This is a genomic window from Amycolatopsis sp. NPDC102522 (assembly GCF_055584485.1).
This window is the reverse complement of the sequence record NZ_JBVJLY010000003.1, coordinates 156716-176588: the sequence shown is the minus strand read 5'-3', so window position 1 is coordinate 176588 and position 19873 is coordinate 156716. Positions and strand designations below refer to the sequence as shown.

The window sequence follows — 19873 nt, the reverse complement described above, 5'->3', positions numbered from 1 at the left end:
AGTGGAGGGTGCAGTGGCCGGCCTGAAGATCGACGGCACCGTCGTCGGTGACTATGCGAAGCGGGTCGAGGCGGCCGCCGGAGAGCTCGATCTGGCGGCCGCGGACGTGACCGGGGACGGCATCACCGTCGAGTCCCACGGCACGCTGGGGGAGGAACTGGGCCTCGGCGCGTCTTACGGACGTGCGGCCGAGGCCATCCGGCGCCAGCTGGAGGACGGCGCGACCGCGCTGAGGTCGGCGTCGGAGGCCCTGCACACGGTGACCGCGCGGCACGCCGGGCACGACGACGAGGCCGCCCAGATGATCAAACGCGCCGTGGAGCTCTGAACCGCATGATCGCCGAGTCGGAGAACCCGACCGATTCCATCCCGCACCCGAAGGCCGCCCGCGCTGCCGCTCCCGAGGCGGCCCAGATCGCGTTTAGCCCCCTAAACGCGACAGGCTCGGGCGGTGAGGACCTGGTCGAGGCCGCAGCACCGCATCTCGCCTTCGTCTCCGAACTGGCGGGTCATCTGGGGCTGATCGATCCGGTCGAGGCCTACCTGACCCCGCTGGCGGGGCGCTGGGAGGACTTGAAGGACGAGGCGGACCGGCTCCGGAAAGCAGCGGCCACCGCAGGCACCGTCTCGAAAGAACTGTCGGAGGATCTCGGCCGTCTCGACGCAGGGTGGTCCGGCAAGGACGCTGACGCGTTCGTCGAGTACATCGTGGACATCAACGCCGCGGGCTCGGACGTCGAAGACGCCCTCACCACGCTGGCGGGTTCGCTCGACGAGCTGGTGTTGTCGATCCGCCGCATCCTGACCGACCTCGTCGAGATCCTGGTCGATACGGCCGAACTGACCTCCGAGACCGCGATGCTGCCGGTCGGTGGCGTCCGGCGGGCGCGGACTCAGCTGGAAGAGGCGCAGGAGTCGGCCAAGGCGCTCTTCGAAGCCGCTCGTAACGTCATCGAGGGCTTCGTACGGCTTTGTGACGGCGTCGACGATCCTGACGGCGCTTCGCGGAGCATCGAGATCGCCCATCGGTACCCGCAGGACGAGTTCAAGCTCAACGACGATTCCGACCCGGCGAGCGCGCCGGTGCCGGAGAAGGCCGCCGCTGAAGCGGATTCCAGTACCGAGTCCGAGGAGCAGTCGACGTCGCCGTCCGCTGCTGATTCCTCCGACGGCCGGAAGACCGGGTCGCAGGAACCCCTGATCGAGCAGGGGCAGGCGCCGATCCCGGAGGTCGCGCCCGTGCAGGCCGCTCCGGCTCAGGGGCAGGCCGCAGGGGCGGGATCGGGGATGATGCCGATGGGGATGGCGCCCATGATGGGGATGGGTGCGGGCGGGGGCGGCGGGACGGCTCACCAGTCGAAGACGCGGCCCGCTTCGAAACCGTCCGATGTGGTCGGCGAACCCGGCCAGGTGGTCCCGCCCGTGATCGGCGAGGACGAAGCCCCGGCGAAACCTGCCCCGAAGCCCAAGCCCACCAAGTAGGCACCTCTGCAGGCGGAGCGACTTTAGCGGGCTAAACGCGATCTGGCGGCTCTGAGGTGAGTCCCCGGCAGATCGCGTTTAGCCCGCTAAAGTCGCTCCGGCTACGGGGTCTTGCGGCCGGGGGAGGCGGTCGGCCGGTTGCGGCGGACCGAGTGCACCACGAACAGCGTGACGAGCAGCGCCACCAGGCCCCCGCCGGTCCCGGCGAGCGCGATGATCATCGGGGTGGAATCGCGGTCGTTCGACGGCGGCAGATTCGCGGGCAGCGCGACCGGCTTGGCCTTGTCCGCCTCCGACGGCACGATCGCCGTCAGTGCCGCGATCGGGTCGATGACCCCGAAGCCGACGAAGTTGTCCCGGCCGCCCGGCGCCGCGGGGTGCTGCGCCGTCGCCTTGATCCGGTTCATCACATCACGCGCTTTCAGGCCCTGGAACTTCGCACGCACGAGCGCGGCCACGCCGGCGACATACGGTGCGGCGAAGCTGGTCCCTTGGATGGCGCCGGGTTCCCCGTTGCCCTCGATGGTCAGGTTGGCCAGGCTGCTCGACCCTTCCGCGGGGTCCAGCGAAATGATCTTGGTGCCCGGCGCGGCCACGGAGACCCACGGCCCGTTGACGCTGAAGTCCGCGACGCCGCCCGTGTCGTCGATGGCCGCGACCGACAGGACGTCGTCGGAGAACCACGGCGGCGTGACGATCATCTTGGGCGACTTGGGGTCCGGCTGGTCGTTCTGCGGGCACTTGTCGCCGACGTTGCCCGCCGCCGCGACGACGACCACGTCGTTCTCGACGGCATGGTTCACCGCGGCCTGCAGCTGCTGCTCGCCTTCGGTGATCCCGCCGGTGGCCGGACGACAGTTGTCGACCGACATGTTGATGACCCGGGCGCCCCTGGCGACGGCCCGGACCACAGCCTGCGCGAGCGTCTTCAGTGTCCCCGCGCTCTTGCCCTGCTCCTGCTGCCGTCCGCCCTTGTCCTGCCCCGGCGCCGTTCCGTCAGCCGCGCCGCCGACCGCGCCGTTCCCTTGCGAGGACGGCGGAAGCTGCGATCCCGGATTGTTCGACGACGCGGGAGGAGCGGAGTTGGACGAAGCGGGGGGCGGCGGCTCGGCCTTCTTCTCCGCCTCTTCGTAGTTCTGGCTCGACTGACGGATCGACAGGATCGTGGCGTCCGGCGCGACCCCTCGGAAACCGATGCTCGCGTCGGGCGGGCTCGCGGCGATGATTCCCGCCACCTCGGTGCCGTGGCCGTCGCAGTCCTCGAGTCCCGGTGCCTTGCCGCCGTTGGGGGTCGCGACGTAGTCGCCACCCGATTCGACGGGATTCTTGAAGTACGGGTGCGCGGTGACGCCGGTGTCGATCACGGCGACCTTGACGCCTCCGCCGATCGAACCGGTGGCGCCGAGCATCAGCTCGTGCACCTTGTTGATCTGCAGGTACTCCTGGCCCCACGGGCGGTTCTTGATGTCGACCTGGTCGCCGCCGAGCTTGCTGCGCTGCACGCACTGCGTCTTCTGCTCGTAGTTCTTGTCCGGCTTGCCGTCGTCGTTCGGCTTCTTGGACTTGTCCACCGGGGGCGGACTCGCGTAGTAGCCGCCGGCGTCCGGCGCGACGCTGCTTTGCTGCGCCCACGCGGGAAGCGCCACCGACGCCGGCGAGAGAACGCCGATACCGGCCGCCAGCAGCACCGTTCCGGTACGTCCGGCGACGCCGAGGTGGCGGACGCGCGTCCCCCTGGACTTCCGCGCTGCGGCCATCAGAGCATCATCCGATCGGGTCGTCACTTGAAGTTGAGGTGCCGCAGCGTCGTGTAGAGATCCATGACACCGAGCGCCAGCGGGAGCACTGTCGCGATGAAGATGGCCTCGAAGATCTCGACGGTCCGCCGCAGCGGCGGTGAGAAGCGCTGGTTCGGGAAGATCACGCCGACCACGAGCGCGCCGGCACCGATCAGCAGCAGCGCGCCGAACACGAACAGGACGCGGTTCAGCGGGCTCGCCGACCACATCCAGCCGAGCAGGATGCCCGCGCCGGACACCATGCCGGTGGTCAGCAGGGCGATGGCCTGCGCGCCGTTCGCGTACGCCCGAGCCCTCAGGAGCAGGACCAGCGTGGCGATCACACCGAGGATCGGGCCGAAGATCGACGGAGACGTCGAGGCGATGATCGCGAACAGTGCGGTGGCCGCGCCGCAGCCGGTCAGCAGACCGGTCATGTACTGGTGGGCGACCGCGGTGCGGCGCTCGATGGCGCGGTAGTCCGGGAAACCCGAGTCTTCCTTGAGTTCTTCGGCGCTGCCGGGAACGTGCGGCGTCGGCAACGCCGCGAGCTTGATCGTCGCGCGCGGCAGGAGCGAAATGCAGGCCAGCGAGAACGCGGTGGCGCCGGCGGCGATACCGGCGATCGGGGTGTCGATGAGCGTCGCGGCCAGGAACGTCAGCGCCGAGACCGTGGCCGTCGTCGCGGCCGCGATGAAGGTGGTGATCCCGTGACCGATGACGAGGATGCAGACCGCCGCCACGATGATCACGAGAGTGCTCGCGAGCAGCAGGTTCGCCCACAGGGACAGCCCCGGCACGATGTAGAACCCGCTGACGAAGGCCAGCGGCAGGCCGCCTGTCGCGGCGATCAGCACGCCGGTCGCCTCGGCCTGGTAGGCCTTGGCCAGCGTCGCGCCGACAGCGACGCACGCGATCGCGCCGACACCGCCCGCGATCGCGGCGGCGAGGGCGTTGCCGCCGTAGAACGACCCGCTGCTGAAGAGCGCGAGGGCCGAGAAGAACAGCGCCAGACCGCCCGCGATGTGCCCGAAGCGTCGCGCCGTCTCCTTGGTCCACGGACGGAAGCTGTCCGGGGACGACTCCGCGATCGCGTCGACGACGTCGTCGTACAGCGGAGGCGGCGGGTTCTCGTTGCGTTTGCGCAGCTGAAGCAGCTCGCCGTCGACGACACCGAGGGACGCGAGGGTCCGGCTCGGGTCGAGCGGCGCGTCGCCCAGCTTCGCCAGCGCCCAGCCGCCGTGGCGGGCGCCGCCGTCCGGCGTCGCCTCCTTCGCCATCTCCAACAGCATGGGCAGCAGGTCCGCCACCGCGACGTCAGCCGGCAAAGCCACGTCGATCCGGGTGCGTGGCGCGACCACCGTCACCCTGCTGAATACCGTCGTGCCCGTTGCCACTGCCTTCCCCCTGCCCTGAGAGTCTGCTCCCGGGGGAACCTATACCGAACCCGGGTGCCCACATCATCGACTGTCGGAAAAAGACCGGCAAAAGTAGGAGAGGCGACCTCCCGGACCCTCTGACCGGCTGCCGGCGCGTCGACTTTCGCGGGCTAATCGCGACGCTTAGCAAGCCTAAGCATTTCGGGCCGCCTGCCGCCGGATCGCGATTAGCCCGCTAAACGCAAGTCGGGTGTCTGGCCGCGGGATCGCGATTAGCCCGCTAAACGCACGTCGGCGGAGCCGGAGCCCTACACTCCCGGGCAGGCGTACGGTCCTGGCCGGGGCCGTTCTCGGCGTTGTCCGGATTTCACCGGCCACGTTCGATAGGTTGTCTCGCGCACCAGTACGCGCACCAACGGTGGCCGCCATCGTCGAGTTTGAAGAGGGGTCCTTCGATGAGCACGCTGCAGTTCAAGAAGTCACCGCGCCTGGCGGCCCCGCGGCCGCCGGGCGGCGAGGTGCATCTCGAACCGCCGCCTGAGGTGCCGCGCACCATCCCGGGCAACATCGTCATGAAGCTGCTTCCCGCCGTGATGATCGTCGCCTCCCTCGGGATGATGGTCTTCATGTTCACCACGGGTGGACGCAATCCCATGATGATGATGATGGGCGGGATGATGGTGCTCAGCACCGTCGGCATGATGGCCGGCGGCGCGGGCAAGGGCGGCGGCGCCAAAAAGGCCGAGATGGACGAGGACCGCAAGGACTACCTGCGCTACCTCGGCCAGATGCGTGACAGGGCCCGCGAGGCCATGGTCGACCAGCGTGCCGCGCTCGAGTGGGTCCACCCCGACCCGCAGACGCTGTGGTCGCTGGCCGCGAGCCGCCGCATGTGGGAACGCCGCCAGAACGACCAGGACTTCCTCCACCTCCGCGTCGGCCGCAGCTCGCACCGGCTCGCGACGCGGCTCGTGCCGCCGCAGACCGGCCCGGTCGACGAACTGGAGCCGATCGCCACGCTGGCCCTGCGCCGGTTCGTCCGCGCGCACTCGATCGTCCCGGACCTGCCGACCCAGATCACCCTCCGCGGGTTCGCCGCGGTCAGCATGCAGGGCGACCGCGGCCTCACCCGCGGTCTCACCCGGGCGATGCTGGCCCAGCTGGTCGCCTTCCACAGCCCCGACGACGTCCTCATCGCGGTCGCGACGGCGGGACGCGCGAAGGAGGAGTGGGAGTGGGCGAAGTGGCTGCCGCACGCCCAGCACCCGGCGCTCGCCGACGGCATCGGCCAGCTGCGGATGATGGCCGGCTCCCTCGCACAGATCGAGCAGTGGCTCGACGAAGAACTCCGTGACCGCCAGCGGTTCTCCCGCAACGCGACGCCCGCCCCGGACCAGCCGCACGTCGTCATCATCGTCGACGACGCCGAGGTCACCCGCGAAGAGCAGATCATCCTCGAAGAGGGCTTGGTCGGCGTCACCCTGATCGACCTTTCCGACTCCATCGGCAACCTCGCGGCCCGTCGTGGCCTGCGGCTGGTCGTCGAGGAAGACCGCCTCGGCGCGCGCAGCGCCGGCGGCGTCGAGTGGTTCGGCCGTCCGGACACGCTCAGCGTGGTCGAGTCCGAAGCGCTGGCACGACTTCTCGCCCCGTACCGCGTCGGCACCGCCGCGCAGGACGCCGCCGAGGAAGAGCCGCTGCTGTCCAACCCCGGTCTGCTCGAACTGCTGGGCATCCCCGGCGACCCGATGACCTTCGACGTCCAGCAGGCCTGGCGGCCGCGCCCGGTGCGAGACCGCTACCGCGTCCCGTTCGGCGTCGGCGAGTACGGCCAGCCGGTCGAGCTGGACATCAAGGAAGCCGCGATGGAGGGCATGGGCCCGCACGGCCTGTGCATCGGGGCGACCGGTTCCGGTAAGTCCGAGTTCCTCCGCACCCTGGTGCTGGGCATGCTCGCCACGCACTCGTCGAGCACGCTGAACTTCGTCCTCGTCGACTTCAAGGGTGGTGCGACGTTCCTCGGCCTGGACGCCGCCCCGCACGTCTCCGCGGTCATCACCAACCTCGCGGACGAGGTCACGCTGGTCGACCGGATGAAGGACGCGCTGGCCGGTGAGATGAACCGGCGCCAGGAAGCGCTGAAGAACGGCGGTAACTTCAAGAACGTCTGGGAGTACGAGAAAGCCCGCGAGAACGGCGCCGACCTCGACCCGCTGCCCGCGCTCTTCATCGTCTGTGACGAGTTCTCCGAGCTGCTGGCCGCGAAGCCGGACTTCATCGACCTGTTCGTCGCCATCGGGCGGCTGGGCCGGTCGCTGCAGATGCACATGCTCCTCGCGTCGCAGCGGCTGGAAGAGGGCAAGCTGCGCGGTCTCGACTCGCACCTTTCCTACCGCATCGGGCTGAAGACCTTCTCCGCCGCGGAATCCCGTGCCGCGATCGGCGTGCCCGACGCGTTCGAGCTGCCGTCCGTCCCCGGTGGCGGTTTCCTCAAGTACGACACCTCGACGCTGGTCCGCTTCAAGGCTTCCTACGTCTCGGGCCCGTACCGGCCCGCGGGTATCAAGGCGGCGGGCCCGGTCGCGACCGTGGTCCGCGCGGACAAGCGCCCGCAGCTGTTCGTCCCGGACTTCGTCGAACTGCCGAAGGAGCCGGAGCCGCAGCAGATCGAGGCCGCGCCGGTGGAGGAGAGCAAGCCGGAGGAGGCCGTCGAGCCCAGTGAGCTCGACGTGATCGTGTCCCGGCTGCTCGGCCAGGGCCCGCCCGCGCACGAGGTCTGGCTGCCGCCGCTCAAGGAGCCGAACTCGCTCGACACCCTGCTGCCGAACCTGAACCCCACCGAAGACCGCGGTCTTTCCCCGGTCGGGTTCTTCGGCAACGGACGACTGCAGGTGCCGATGGGCATCGTCGACCGCCCGTACGAACAGCGTCGTGACCTGCTGTGGGCCGACTTCTCCGGTGGCGCCGGGCACGGTGTGATCGTCGGCGGCCCGCAATCGGGCAAGTCGACCATGCTCCGGACGCTGATCATGTCGATGGCGCTGACCCACACCCCCGAGGAAGCGCAGTTCTACGCGCTCGACCTCGGTGGCGGTACGTTGGCCGGTCTCCAGGGCCTGCCGCACGTCGGTGGTGTCGCCGTCGCCCGCCGCGAGCCGGACAAGGCCCGCCGGATCGTGGCCGAGCTGACCACCCTGCTCACCGAGCGGGAAGGCCGGTTCGGTGCCTTGGGCATCGACTCGATGAACGAGTTCCGCAACCGCAAGCGGCGGGGCGAGATCAAGCCCGAGGACGACGCCTTCGGTGACGCCTTCCTGATCGTCGACAACTGGAAGGCGCTGCGGGACGACTTCGACGAGCTGGAGATCTCGATCACCAAGCTCGCCACCCAGGGTCTTTCCTACGGCGTGCACGTCATCATCGCGGCGAACCGGTGGGCGGACATCCGCCCGGCGATCAAGGACATGATCGGTTCCCGGTTCGAGCTGCGCCTCGGTGACCCGAGCGAGTCGGACATCGACCGCCGGGTCGCGGTGAACGTCCCGGCCGCCCGTCCCGGCCGTGGCCTGACCAGGGACAAGCTGCACCTGCTGACCGGTCTGCCGCGTATCGACGGATCGAGCAGCCCGGACGACATCGCCGCCGGTGTCGCCGACGCCGTGGCGAAGATCAAGGCCGCGTGGCGGGGCCGCCCGGCGCCGCAGGTCCGCCTGCTGCCGGAGATGGTCACCTACGACGAGGTCCTCAGCATCGACTCCAAGCGCAACTCGAAGCTGGTGCCGATCGGCGTCAACGAGGAAGACCTCCAGCCGATCTACCTCGACTTCGCCGCCGATTCGCACTTCTACGCGTTCGCGGACGGCGAGTCGGGCAAGACGAACCTGCTGCGGCAGATCACCCGAGGCATCACAGAGCGGTACACGACGCAGGAAGCGGTCATCATCCTCGTCGACTACCGGCGCACGATGCTCGGCTTCGTCGGCGGAGACCAGCTGCTCGGCTACGCGGTGTCCGCCGCGCAGCTGGACAGCATGGTCAAGGACGTCCACGGGTCGATGACCCGGCGGCTCCCCGGTCCGGACGTCACGCAGGAGCAGCTGAAGACCCGCTCCTGGTGGACCGGTCCGGAACTGTTCGTCATCGTCGACGACTACGACCTGGTCGCCACGCAGTCGAGCAACCCGCTGAAGCCGCTCGCCGAGTTCCTCGCGCAGGCGAAGGACGTCGGTCTGCACGTGATCGTGGTGCGCCGGAGCGGTGGCGCGAGCCGGGCGATGTTCGACCCGATCCTCGGCAAGCTCAGGGAGATCGCGGCGCCCGGTATGGTCATGAACGGCTCGCGCGACGAGGGCAACCTCGTCGCCAACGTGAAGCCGAGCCAGATGCCGCCGGGCCGAGGAAACCTCGTCACCCGGAAGCACGGCAAGCAGCTCATGCAGGTCTCGTGGATCCAGCCGGACTGACCTCCCGCGGAACCAGGTGAGGGACGGGCCGGGCTCGGGGTGAAGACGACGATCTGCGGGAGTGGCTTGTGACAGTGCGGGTAGCGGTGGACTTCGGGACATCGAGCACCTGCGTAGTCGCTTCGATCAACGGCCGCGAACCGCAGGTCGTCGTGGTGGACGGGCAGCCGCTGATGTCGTCGGCGGTCTACGCCGCGCCGGACGGGACGCTGTTCGTCGGCCAGGAGGCGGAACGGCAGGCGGCGGTGGATCCGTCGCGCTACGAACCGAATCCGAAGCGCCGGATCGACGAAGGCGACCTGCTGCTGGGCGACAACGTCCTCCGTGTGACCGACGTCGTCCACGCCGTGCTGAAACGCGCGGTGACCGAGGCGCGCCGGCTCGCCGGTGACGCCGAGGTCGAGTTGCTCGTGCTGACCCACCCGGCCGATTGGGGCGCGACCCGGACCCGGCTGCTCCGGCAGGCGGCGGGCGGGCTCGCGCGTCAGGTCGCCCTCGTGCCGGAGCCGGTCGCCGCGGCGGTCTATCACGCGGCGACGTTCGCTCCGGCCGAGCTCAACTCCGAACGCACCGTCGAGTTCAGCGGCCGTCCCGGCGACGCACTCGCGGTCCTCGACCTCGGGGGCGGCACCGTCGACGTCTCCGTGGTCCAGCGCATGCCCGGCAGCCCGGCGGATCGCAGTTCGCCCGCTAAACGCGCCGGGTTCCAGGTGCTGGCCACCCGGGGGGATCCGAGCTTCGGGGGAGCGGACGTCGATCAGGCGCTCCTGGAGCACGTGGGGTCGCTCGTGTCGTCCGTCGATCCGCCGGAATGGCGGAAGCTGGTCGAAGGCCGCGAACTCACGGACCGACGACGGCGGCGCGTACTGCGGCAGGACGTGCGTGGCGCGAAGGAGACGCTGTCGCGGCACGCGTACACCGACGTCCCGATGCCGCCGCCGTTCGCCGACGCCCACGTGACCCGCGAGGATCTCGAGCGGCTCATCGCTGGCCCGCTCGGGCGCGCGGTCGAGCTGACCGTGGCCGCGATCGGCGAATCCGGGCTGCGGCCCAAGCAGCTGACGGCGATCTTCCTGGTGGGCGGGTCGAGCCGGATCCCGATGGTGTCCCGGCTGGTGCACGAGCGGACCGGTGTCGTGCCCACCACGCTGGACCAGCCGGAGACCGTGGTCGCCCGCGGCGCCCTGCGCGCGGTGCTGATCGATCCGGACCGGACGGGCTCGCTGGCGGGCTCCGCGGTCTCCCGGGTCGGCGGCGCCCCCGCCCCCGCCGACCGGCGCCCCCCGTTCCCCCACCAGCCCACCCCGCCCCCGACCCCGCAGAACGCGTTTAGCCCGCTAAACGCGACGCGGCAGCTGGGGCCGCCGTCGCCTCCGATGGGACAGCAGGGGGCAGCGGCACCGCCGCCGTGGCGGCCTGGTGAGCCCTCCCGCGAAACCAGACCCGCCGAGCGGGGCGGGAAGAACAAGAAGACGCCTTGGATCATCGCGGCGGCCGTCGTGGCCGTGGCCGCGGTCGTCGGCGGTGTCCTCTTCGCGATCAACAGCGGGGAGGCCGAACCGGAAGGCCGGACGCTCGCGCAGTACGACTACCGCTTCATCGCGCCGATGGACTGGACGCAGACCGACGACCGCGTCGCCGACCGTCAGGTGGTGATCCATCCGAGCGAGTCCCTCACCGGCGACGACCTCGTGGTCGCCCAGGAGTACGTGATGGACTACGACGCCACTGCCAACAGACAGAAGCTCGTCGACAACCTCAGTACCGGGGCGACGAACTCGCCGGAGAAATACAGTGGTTTCAACGGTTCCGCGAACTACGCGGGCAAGACCGTCGTCTACTACCGCGAGACCAAGCCGAAGGCACGCGTCGACTGGTACGTCGTCGCTCAGGGAAAGATCCGCGTCCACATCGGTTGCCAGTACGGCACCGGCTCACCGCTCGAACAGCGGGTGAGCGCGGCCTGCGAGCAGGTCGTCAAAACGATGGCGGTCGTCAACTGAAGGGGGAGGCGCATGCCACCCGAATCCGAGACCCCCGCCGAACACTTCGCGCGAACAGGGCGCGACGCGGTCACTTATGCCAGACAGGTCGCCCGTACGGCCAAGGCGCGGTACGAACGCCGCCGGGGCGAGAACGCCGAACTGGCGAAGCAATTCGGCAAGGGACGGCTCGCGGGTGGAGAGACCGCGCCGACTCCGAGCGTCGTCCGGAACGCCGCGAAACGGTTCCGTGCGGGCGCCGGTCTTCCGGTTCCCCCTTTGCCCTCAGCGGCAGACTTGGTTCCCTTTCGGCCAGAACCAGTGGCCCGACGGCCACGTGTGGGTGACGAGGACGACGACTTTTCGCAGTCGCGAATTATGCGCCGCGTCGATTGACCGATCACTGTGCACTTGCGAAATCCCCTGGTGAAAGCGCTTTTCTTCGCGTGAATCACCGCGTGCGCGCCGAGCTCTCGCGTGCGGTTCCCGCCGGGAGCGTTAACGCAAGCAACTACTTGAAACCAACGAGCGACAAGAGGGAACCAGACGTGGCAGTGTCTCCGTCGTAGGTCCGTACCAAACGAACTTCACCCAGTACGGATAAACCACGAACGAAGGGGGCAGCTCCCATGGCCGGCGGCTTTCAAGGAAACGTCGAACAGTTCACCCAGGCTGAGAAGCGGGTGACCGAGGTTCGCGTCTCGATGGACTCGAACCTGAGCAAGCTCCGCGACAACATCGAGGCCACCCGCGCGGGCTGGACCGGCGACGCCTCGATCGCGTTCAACAACGTGATGAAGCGCTTCGACGAGACGGGCCGTGGACTCAACCAGGCCCTCCAGAACATCGGTGACCTGCTCGAGCAGGCCGGCTCGAAGTACAACGCTTCCGAGCAGCAGCAGCAGGAACTCATCAACTCGGTCAACAAGGGCTTCGGCGTCCTCGGCTGATCTGGCTCCACCCCGCGGCAACCCCAAGACTTTCTTGATCACTGGAGGAAATCATGAGCGAGATGAAGGTCGATTACGCCACGATCCACGCGGCGGCCGACGACTGCAAGAACACCGGCGGCGAGCTGGAGTCCCTCTTCGGTCAGCTGAAGAGCGACCTCGCCCCGCTGGTCAACACCTGGCAGGGTGACGCGCAGACCGCGTACCTGTCCGCGCAGACCGAGTGGGACAACAAGTTCGAGGAGCTCAAGCAGCTTCTCGCGCAGGTCGCCGGCGTGCTGCCGCAGCTGGCCGACGGTTACCAGAGCACGGAGCAGGGCGTCACCGGCCTGTTCTGAGTCTCACGCTCCGAACGAGCAACGGCGGGCAGGCATCTTCGGATGCCGAGCCCGCCGTTTCGTTTGTGCCAAAGGAAAGCCGCGACGGGTGTGCCGCCGCGGCTTTTTCCGTGTCCGTCAGTGCGGCGCGCCGACCTCGAATTCCGGGGTGGTGTTCAGCACCCGGACGGTGACCTTCTTCTGCTGTCCCGAAAGGTCGATCGAGCAGTCGAAGGTGGTGCCGTTCTCCACCGGCTGACCGGAAGGGCACGTCACGTTCTTCACGTCCGGCTCCCCGTAGTGCTCGTTGAGCACCCGGGTGACCCCGTCCTGGACCGACTTCTGATCGAGGCTGTCACCCGCGAAAGCGCCGAGCAGCCAGGCCCCGACGCCGCCCGCGACCACCACGGCCGCGGCGATTCCGCCGATCAGCAATGCCTTCTTGGGTACCTTCGGCTTCTTTTCGGGCTCGGCACCGAAAGCGCCGAGCCCGCCGTACTGAGACGACTGCGCGGGCTGGAACCCTCCGCCGTACTGCCCCTGCGGGGGAGTGCCCGGATTCTGGTGCGGTGCCTGCCAATCCTGCTGCGGCGCGGGCGGCTGCTGCTGTTGTTGCTGCCACGCCGTGCCCGGCGCCGGGGCCCCGCTTTGCTGCCAGGGCCCGGAAAACGAGCCGGTGACGCCGGGCTGGGCGGGCTGCTGCCACTGTCCCGTGTAGGAACCGGTGCTCGCGGCGTTCGGGTCGTTCTGCTGCCACTGCCCGGCGTGCGGTCCGGTGGCCTGCCCTTCCTGCTGCCAGCCCTGCTGCTGGTTACCGGGATTCGCCGGCGGCTGCCACCACTGCTGTGGCTGCTGCGGTTGCTGGTCGGTCATGCCTCAGACGCCCTTCAACTCGTTGAACCGGCGGTTGAAGTCGTCCTTGGCCGCCTTGTCCGGCAGCACGGTGATCTGCGAAGCGTCCGGCAGCCTCGGCAGGTCCTGCGTGGTCGCCTTGCCGGTGAAGCGGAAGTCGTAGCGCAGCTCGATCTTGTGCCCGTTGCCCTCGATCTTCGCCTCCATCACGATCTGGCTCAGCGTCCCGTCCGGGTTGAGGGAGACGGTGGTCCGTACCGGGGCTTTCTTCATCTCGTCCGTGATGCCGCTGCTGATCGACGTCGGCAGAACCTCCACCCGGCGTTCGATGAACTTCCCGAACGGGACGTCGGCGGTCAGCTCGATCCGCTTGTCCGGAAGGCTTTTGGCGCCCTTCACGACCTTTTTGTCCGCGTTGTAGGACACGGCGATCGCGTCGGCCATCTTGCAGGCGGTGATGATCCCGACCCACGCGCAGGGGATGGTCAGCCCGGCCTCGGACTTCAGCATCGAGACCCACTGGGTCGGGGCGAGGGTTTTGTAGGCCGGGCCGAGGTACACGTATTCGACGGCACCGTCGGCCGGGGTGTACCAGTCGATGCTGTCGTCCGGGTTCTTCTGCGAGCGCTGGCGGCTGACCCGTGCCTCCGGGGAACCGGTGCGGGCCGAGGAGATCGTGCTGCGGACGTACTTCTCGTCGAACCGGAAGTAGGCGCCCGATTCGCTGGTGACGTCGCGCTGGTCGCCGATGGTGTCCTGCAGCTTGTTCATCGCCGTTTCGAACTTCGTGCCGACGTAGGTCGCCGCGTCGTCGCCCTTCGGCACGGCGGTGCCCGCACGCGCCTGGCCGCAGGCTGTGGTGAGCGCCAGCACGGCGCCCAGCACGCACAAGATGGTCGTTGGCCGTTTGTTCATCGCCGTTCCCCTGATCGAGTCCCCGCGCGCGGTGCGCGTCCGGATCGTCTCATCCTCTCCCGCGAAGGACGATGCCGTGGGCGGTTCCGCCACACCGGCGAGGTACAGTTGCGGGGCGCCCGCCGGGCGCCGGTCCTAGTATGGGACCCCGGACCGACCCCCGCTTCGCAGTAGGGTCGGGCGTGGGGGTATCTTCATATGTCGTTGTGCGCTGCGGCGCGTAAGCGCTAGGCCCGCACAGAACCCACACGCAATGTTGACGACGAGGTAGACCCTTGCCCACGTACAGCCCCAAGCCCGGCGACGTCACTCGTGCCTGGCACGTGATCGACGCCGAGGATGTCGTGCTCGGCCGGCTCGCGACCGAGGTCGCCACGCTGCTGCGCGGCAAGCACAAGCCGACCTACGCCCCGCACGTGGACACCGGTGACTTCGTCATCATCGTCAACGCCGAGAAGGTTGCGCTCACCGGAAACAAGCGCGAGCAGAAGTTCGCGTACCGGCACAGCGGTTACCCCGGCGGCCTGCGGAAGCGCTCCTTCGGCGAACTGCTCGACACCAAGCCCGAGCACCTGCTCGAGAAGGTCGTCAAGGGCATGCTCCCGAAGAACAAGCTCGGCCGCGCCCAGGCGAAGAAGCTCAAGGTGTACGCCGGCGCCGTGCACCCGCACGCCGCGCAGCAGCCGCAGGCGCGCGAGATCACCAAGATCGCGCAGGTCGCGCAGTGAGTGAGGAACAGTCTGTGACCAGCACCGAGGAGACCGCGACCGAGGCCACCACCGAGGCCGTCGCGACCACGGAGACCCCCGCAGTCGGCGAAGCCGTCGCGACCAGCGAGACGCCGGCCGCCCCGCGCCCGTCGCGTGCCGCCGGTGGCAACGCCCAGACCGTCGGCCGCCGCAAGGAAGCCGTGGTCCGGGTGCGCGTCGTTCCCGGTACCGGTGAGTTCAAGCTCAACGGCCGCACGCTCGAACAGTACTTCCCGAACAAGGTGCACCAGCAGCTCATCCGTGAGCCGCTGGTGACGGTCGACAAGCCCGACTCGTTCGACATCTTCGCCAACCTGCACGGTGGCGGGATCTCGGGCCAGGCCGGCGCGCTCCGTCTCGCGATCGCCCGTGCGCTCGTCGAGGTCGACGCCGACGACCGCCCGGCCCTGAAGAAGGCCGGCTTCCTGACCCGTGACGCTCGCGCCACGGAGCGGAAGAAGTACGGCCTCAAGAAGGCCCGTAAGGCTCCGCAGTACAGCAAGCGCTGATCGCGCCTCTGGCGCAACCCGCGGAAGCGCCCATCCGTCTCTCGGATGGGCGCTTCCGTGTTTCCAGGGTCCCGTCGTTCCCGGGGCCCCGTTGTCACAGCAGTCCCGTGTGCCCCACGCGTTCGCCTTTAGCGGGCTAAACGCGCTCCGCGCGTCGCGTTTAGCCCGCTAAACGCGAAGAGGGGGTGGGGGACTGGCTAGGTTGTCGTGGTGGTTTTTCAAGGAGGTCGACAGATGGCTCGCCTATTCGGTACCGACGGCGTACGTGGCCTCGCCAACGAGGAGCTGACCCCGGAGCTGGCGCTCTCGCTCGCCGCCAGCGCCGCCCGCGTCCTCGCCGCCCACGACCGTTCGCACCGCCCGGTCGCGGTCGTCGGCCGTGACCCGCGTGCCAGCGGCGAGATGCTCGAGGCCGCCGTCGTGGCGGGTCTCACGTCCGCCGGTGCCGACGTGCTCCGTCTCGGCGTCCTCCCGACGCCCGCCGTCGCCTACCTGGTCGGCTCGCTCGAAGCGGATCTCGGCGTGATGATCTCCGCCTCCCACAACCCCATGCCCGACAACGGCATCAAGCTCTTCGCCGCGGGCGGCCACAAGCTCCCCGACGGGATCGAGGACGAGATCGAGGCCGGTCTCGCCGCTCCCGTCACCCGCCCGACAGGGACCGGCGTCGGCCGCGTCAAGGACGTCGCCGACGCGGGTGACCGCTACACCCAGCACCTGCTGTCGGCCACCCCGCACCCGCTCGCGGGCCTGCGTGTCGTGGTCGACTGCGCCAACGGCGCGTCGTCCTTCGCCGCCCCCGAGGTCTACCGCAAGGCCGGCGCCGAGGTCATCGCGATCCACGCCGACCCGGACGGCGTCAACATCAACGAGCACTGTGGGTCGAATCACCCGGACGCGTTGCGCGCGGCCGTCGTCGAGCACGGCGCCGACCTCGGCATCGCCCACGACGGTGACGCCGACCGCTGTGTCGCGGTCGACGCCGCGGGCGAACTGATCGACGGCGACCAGATCATGGCCGTCCTCGCGCTCGCCCTCGCCGAGACCGGCGAGCTGACCAAGAACACCCTCGTCGCGACCGTGATGAGCAACCTCGGCCTGCACCTGGCGATGCGTGCGCACGACATCAACCTCGTCACCACCGCCGTCGGCGACCGCTACGTCCTCGAAGAGCTCCGCGCGAGCGGGTTCGCGCTCGGTGGCGAGCAGTCGGGCCACGTCGTCCTGCCCGCCTTCGCGACCACCGGCGACGGTCTCCTCACCGCGCTGCGCGTGATGAGCCGCATGGCGTCCACCGGCAAGTCGCTCGCCGACCTCGCCGCCGTCATGAACCGCCTGCCGCAGGTGCTGGTGAACGTCCCGGTGGCGGACAAGGCGGCGGTCGCCGCCTCGGCCGCGGTCCGCGACGCCGTCGGCGCCGTCGAGGCCGAACTCGGCGAAGAGGGCCGTGTCCTGCTGCGCCCGTCGGGCACCGAGCAGCTGGTCCGCGTGATGGTCGAAGCCACCGCGCACGACACCGCACAGGCGGCCGCCGACAGGCTCGCCGGAGTCGTCTCCTCCGCCTCGTAACCCTCCCGCGGTCTTCCTTCCCAAGTCGCTGCGCACGGGTTACCGGCCCGGTACATTCCGTGTGCGGGTCACCGGCACCGAAACGGTGCCGCGCGCGTCCGATCATGGATGGGACGTGAGCACTCAGGGGAGGGTGAAGAGTGACGGGCAAAGGGCACAAGGTCGACACGGCGCAGCTGAACGAGGCCGCCAAGGTCCTGCAGGACCTGCCCAAGCAGGCCTGTGAGGGGCCGATCGGGGCGGTCGAGCAGATCAACCTGAGCGCGGCGAGTTTCGGGCCCGCGCACGGTGACTGCTTCACGGGTTATTCCGCGAGCATCCAGCGCATGGCGAAGTGCGCACGGAGCTATCTCGCGGCTTCGGACGAATTCGGCCGCAAGCTCGCGGCGTCCAAGGACCTCTACCAGTCCAATGAGGACGCCAGTGCCGCCGAGATGAGGAAGCACTGATGGGCCTCGCAGATGTCGGCGGTGACGTCGGCCACGACATTCCCAGCCGGGCCGAAGTGGAGAAGATCCTCAACGACCCGAACATCGACCGCGACACCAAACGCGAACTCGCCCTCAACTACATCGACTACATCGAAGACGAGTCGCCGGAAAGCTGTGGTTTCGCCAGCGAAGCCGAGCGGAACGGCTTCCGGGACTACATCAAGTCGATGAACGGTGACTGGATCACCGAAAGCGACATCGGTGACAATGACGCCTACCTCGAAGACGTCCAGAAGGCGTACAAGGACGCGCACGAGAAGTACGACGCGAACCAGGCCGCGGGGCGGCAGGGCGACCGCGACGCGCTCAACAAGGACGCGGCGAAGAGCCAGGAGATCGCCGGTCGCGCCACCGAGACCGACCCGGGCTGCGCGAATTCGAACGACATCATGGTCCCCGGTCTGTCGGGGTTCAAGGTTTACGAGATCTTCCACCCGTTCTACGTCCGCGCGCTGGGCCTGGCGGGTGGCGGGGCGGCCGTCTCACTCGGCGAACTCCAGCGGCTGTACCACGAGCAGGACAACATCCCGTTCAACCTGTTCAAGGCGAGCGCGGACGAGCTGACCGCGGTCGGCACGGCCGTCGCCGGATCGGCGCAGGACGTCTCCGGGAAACTGGGGAATTCACTCGGCACCTGGGAAGGCCCCGCGGCCGATCAGGCGCGTGCCTATCAGAAGGCCTATTCGGACAAGACCGGTCTGGTCGCCGAGGCCTTCAAGGCCGCCGGTGACGGGCTTCTCCGGACCAACGCCTCGGTGGGCAAGTTCTGCCGGGAGAAGGTCGATTGGCTGCAGAAGTGGTACACCGACAACATCGACGGCGCCACGGCGCAGGACATCGAGCGGATCATCCGCATCGCCGACGGTTCGTGCAGCCAGAACGACATCATCCACTGCATCAAGTTCCTGAGCATCGAAGCCAAGAACGCGTTCAACGACGACGGCGGTGACATCGACCAGAGCACCATCGACGAGGTCCTCAAACCTCAGGCGGTGGCCTGGCTGAAGAACGTCTTCCTCGGCTGGTTCGGCAAGCACATCGAGAACTTCCAGCTGGTGTGCAAGAACACCCGCGACGCGATCAACGGCGCGTGGAAGGCGTACTTCGATTCGCTCGGCCAGGTGGTCGAGAATCCGTTCGCGGATCTGGGCAAGACCCCGGAGACGGGCGGCGAAAAGCCCGTCGAGAAGGGTGGCGGCGGCAAGGACACCGGCGGAGGCGGCCCGTCCTCCGGCGGGGGCGGTCCGTCTTCCGGCGGTGGCGGGCAGAAGCCGCCGCCGAGCGCCGTCGAATACAAACAGCCGGAGAAGCCCGAGGTGCCGGAAGTGCCGGGGCAGGAGAAGAACCCGGTCACGGACAAACCGCTCGACGTCGACCCGGCCACCGGCGAGCCGTATCCGATCGACCCGCGCACGGGTGAGGCGATCAAGAACGACACCGGCGGCACCCAGCCCGAGACGATGACGGTCGAACAGGGCGACCGCAAGATCTCCATGGCCGAGCCCGGCGCCGACGGGAAGATGGGTATCTCCGTCCAGGACGGCACCGGTCAGGCCAAGGACTACAACCTCGATTTCGGCGACGGCAAGGCCACTCCGGGAACCGGCGACGCGGCGGGCGGACCCGTCCACAAGGACACCGCCGAGCGGCTGGACCAGCAGGCGGCTTCGCGTCCCCTCGCGAGTCCGGGGCAGGTCCATCAGCCGGGCCCCGACGGCAAGATCCACATCGAGGATGGCGGCCTCAAGATCACCGCGGAACGGCCCGGAGGCCCCGGCGGGGCGACGCTGGTGACCGTCGACGACGGGTCGGGTCAGCCGTCGAAGTACACCTTGGGCGAAGACGAACCCGCGGGCGGTCGTCACGCGAGCCCGGAGTCCACGCCGCAGGCCGCCGGAAGGCACGCCGCGGAAGGCGCCGCGGCCCGGCCTGTCGAAGAGGTCGCGCGTCAGCAGGCCGAGCATGCCGCCGGTCCGCACGACGCCACGTCCGGCGGTACTGGCGGCGGAGGGCCCGCCTCGACGCCTGCTCACCCTGTCGAGTCGGTGGCGGCGGCGACGGACGACGCGTCCGAGTCGACGACGGCCCAGTCGTTGAGCAACCCGTTCGGCGTCGAGGACAACGGCCTCGGCGACTCGTCGGATCCCGCCGGGTCCGGTGGCGGCGCGACAGCCCCGTCGGCGCCGTCCGGACTCGGTTCCGCTCCTGGAGGGGGCGCCCAGGATCCGGCCGCGGCCGGAGCGGGGATGATGGGCGGCATGGGCATGATGGGCGGCGGAGGGGCCGGAGGCGGCCAAGGGGGCGGCGAAGACCAGCAGCGCACGTCCAGCGGATACCGCGTCGACGGCGGCCTGTTCGACACCGCGACGACGACGGGCAGCCGGATCAGCGGCTCGCTCGACGACGACGGCGTCATCGGCTTCCGTTAGCGGTCAGG

At 69.1% G+C, this 19873-nt stretch carries 15 protein-coding genes; 11 read left to right on the top strand and 4 right to left on the bottom strand.

All coding sequences use genetic code 11. From position 1 onward, the window contains the following. Positions 1-13 precede the first annotated feature (13 nt). Positions 14-328 (top strand): hypothetical protein, encoded by a 315-nt coding sequence (locus tag ACZ6YV_RS10950; protein WP_465509444.1) that lies wholly within the window; start codon positions 14-16, stop codon positions 326-328. Positions 329-333: 5 nt separating this feature from the next. Further along, complete coding sequence (locus ACZ6YV_RS10945) at positions 334-1482, top strand: WXG100 family type VII secretion target (protein ID WP_465509443.1); 1149 nt, start codon at positions 334-336, stop codon at positions 1480-1482. A 101-nt stretch (positions 1483-1583) separates the two neighbouring features. On the opposite strand, the gene ACZ6YV_RS10940 is transcribed toward ACZ6YV_RS10945, so the two are convergent. Next, positions 1584-3239 carry a S8 family serine peptidase gene (locus ACZ6YV_RS10940; protein ID WP_465509442.1) on the bottom strand — a complete coding sequence of 552 codons (1656 nt, stop codon included), beginning with the start codon at positions 3237-3239 and terminating at the stop codon, positions 1584-1586. A gap of 23 nt (positions 3240-3262) precedes the next feature. Then, entirely contained in the window at positions 3263-4627 is a 1365-nt protein-coding gene (eccD, locus tag ACZ6YV_RS10935; RefSeq protein ID WP_378238830.1) for a type VII secretion integral membrane protein EccD, read from the bottom strand. 467 nt (positions 4628-5094) lie between these two features. On the opposite strand from eccD, the gene eccCa reads away from it, so the two are divergent. The 4 genes from eccCa to ACZ6YV_RS10915 all read left to right on the top strand — a co-directional run bounded on the left by eccCa (position 5095) and on the right by ACZ6YV_RS10915 (position 12372). Next, positions 5095-9102 (top strand): type VII secretion protein EccCa, encoded by a 4008-nt coding sequence (gene eccCa / locus ACZ6YV_RS10930; RefSeq protein ID WP_465509441.1) that lies wholly within the window; start codon positions 5095-5097, stop codon positions 9100-9102. 68 nt (positions 9103-9170) lie between these two features. Next, positions 9171-11105, top strand: a complete 1935-nt coding sequence (locus ACZ6YV_RS10925; protein ID WP_465509440.1) for a type VII secretion-associated protein — start codon at positions 9171-9173, stop codon at positions 11103-11105. Between the two features lie 608 nt (positions 11106-11713). Continuing rightward, on the top strand, positions 11714-12034 hold the full coding sequence (locus ACZ6YV_RS10920; protein ID WP_465509439.1) for a WXG100 family type VII secretion target: 321 nt from the start codon (positions 11714-11716) through the stop codon (positions 12032-12034). A gap of 53 nt (positions 12035-12087) precedes the next feature. Continuing rightward, positions 12088-12372, top strand: a complete 285-nt coding sequence (locus tag ACZ6YV_RS10915) for a WXG100 family type VII secretion target (protein ID WP_378238625.1) — start codon at positions 12088-12090, stop codon at positions 12370-12372. A 117-nt stretch (positions 12373-12489) separates the two neighbouring features. Here ACZ6YV_RS10915 and ACZ6YV_RS10910 read toward each other — a convergent pair whose 3' ends face one another. Both ACZ6YV_RS10910 and ACZ6YV_RS10905 read right to left on the bottom strand, forming a co-directional pair. Beyond that, positions 12490-13224 (bottom strand): DUF4333 domain-containing protein, encoded by a 735-nt coding sequence (locus ACZ6YV_RS10910; RefSeq protein WP_465509438.1) that lies wholly within the window; start codon positions 13222-13224, stop codon positions 12490-12492. A gap of 3 nt (positions 13225-13227) precedes the next feature. Next, complete coding sequence (locus ACZ6YV_RS10905; RefSeq protein WP_465509437.1) at positions 13228-14118, bottom strand: hypothetical protein; 891 nt, start codon at positions 14116-14118, stop codon at positions 13228-13230. Between the two features lie 275 nt (positions 14119-14393). On the opposite strand from ACZ6YV_RS10905, the gene rplM reads away from it, so the two are divergent. The 5 genes from rplM to ACZ6YV_RS10880 all read left to right on the top strand — a co-directional run bounded on the left by rplM (position 14394) and on the right by ACZ6YV_RS10880 (position 19865). After that, positions 14394-14846, top strand: coding sequence for a 50S ribosomal protein L13 (rplM, locus tag ACZ6YV_RS10900; protein ID WP_378238630.1), 453 nt, complete (start codon positions 14394-14396; stop codon positions 14844-14846). A gap of 14 nt (positions 14847-14860) precedes the next feature. Continuing rightward, positions 14861-15376: a 30S ribosomal protein S9 gene (rpsI, locus tag ACZ6YV_RS10895; protein ID WP_378238631.1), complete on the top strand. Its 516-nt coding sequence runs from the start codon at positions 14861-14863 to the stop codon at positions 15374-15376. Positions 15377-15610: 234 nt separating this feature from the next. Further along, complete coding sequence (gene glmM, locus ACZ6YV_RS10890) at positions 15611-16945, top strand: phosphoglucosamine mutase (RefSeq protein WP_465509436.1); 1335 nt, start codon at positions 15611-15613, stop codon at positions 16943-16945. Between the two features lie 140 nt (positions 16946-17085). Continuing rightward, a complete protein-coding gene (locus ACZ6YV_RS10885; RefSeq protein WP_465509435.1) occupies positions 17086-17394 on the top strand; it encodes a type VII secretion target in 309 nt (102 codons plus the stop codon). After that, positions 17394-19865, top strand: a complete 2472-nt coding sequence (locus ACZ6YV_RS10880; protein WP_465509434.1) for a hypothetical protein — start codon at positions 17394-17396, stop codon at positions 19863-19865. Before ACZ6YV_RS10885 ends, ACZ6YV_RS10880 begins: the two co-directional genes overlap by 1 nt. The last annotated feature ends 8 nt before the right edge of the window (positions 19866-19873 follow it).